This is a genomic window from Vibrio sp. 10N.286.51.B11 (assembly GCF_041469245.1).
In the GTDB taxonomy this organism is placed as follows: domain Bacteria; phylum Pseudomonadota; class Gammaproteobacteria; order Enterobacterales; family Vibrionaceae; genus Vibrio; species Vibrio crassostreae_C.
Map to the genome: position 1 here is coordinate 1 of NZ_JBFRKI010000074.1, position 296 is coordinate 296.

The 296-nt window shown below is 48.3% G+C and carries 2 tRNA genes; both read right to left on the reverse strand.

The annotated features are described in order from the left end of the window. Positions 1–74, reverse strand: a tRNA-Cys gene (locus AB4154_RS22295). Between the two features lie 64 nt (positions 75–138). After that, positions 139–225 (reverse strand) — tRNA-Leu (locus tag AB4154_RS22300). Between the last annotated feature and the right edge of the window lie 71 nt (positions 226–296).

Consider the following 296-nt stretch of genomic DNA (forward strand, 5'->3'; position numbering starts at 1 on the left):
TGGAGGCGCCTCCCGGAGTCGAACCGAGGTCCACGGATTTGCAATCCGCTGCATAGCCACTCTGCCAAGGCGCCTTCAATAGTGTTTTAAGAGAACAACTCTTTTGATTAATACCAAGCGAGGTAATAATCAAATAGATGGTGCCCCGGGCCGGACTTGAACCGGCACAACGCGAACGTCGAGGGATTTTAAATCCCTTGTGTCTACCAATTCCACCACCAGGGCACGCAATTTTTTATTGCGATGCCGATTACTGAAAAGTAAAACACCATCTTAATGCTGACGCCAATCAACAT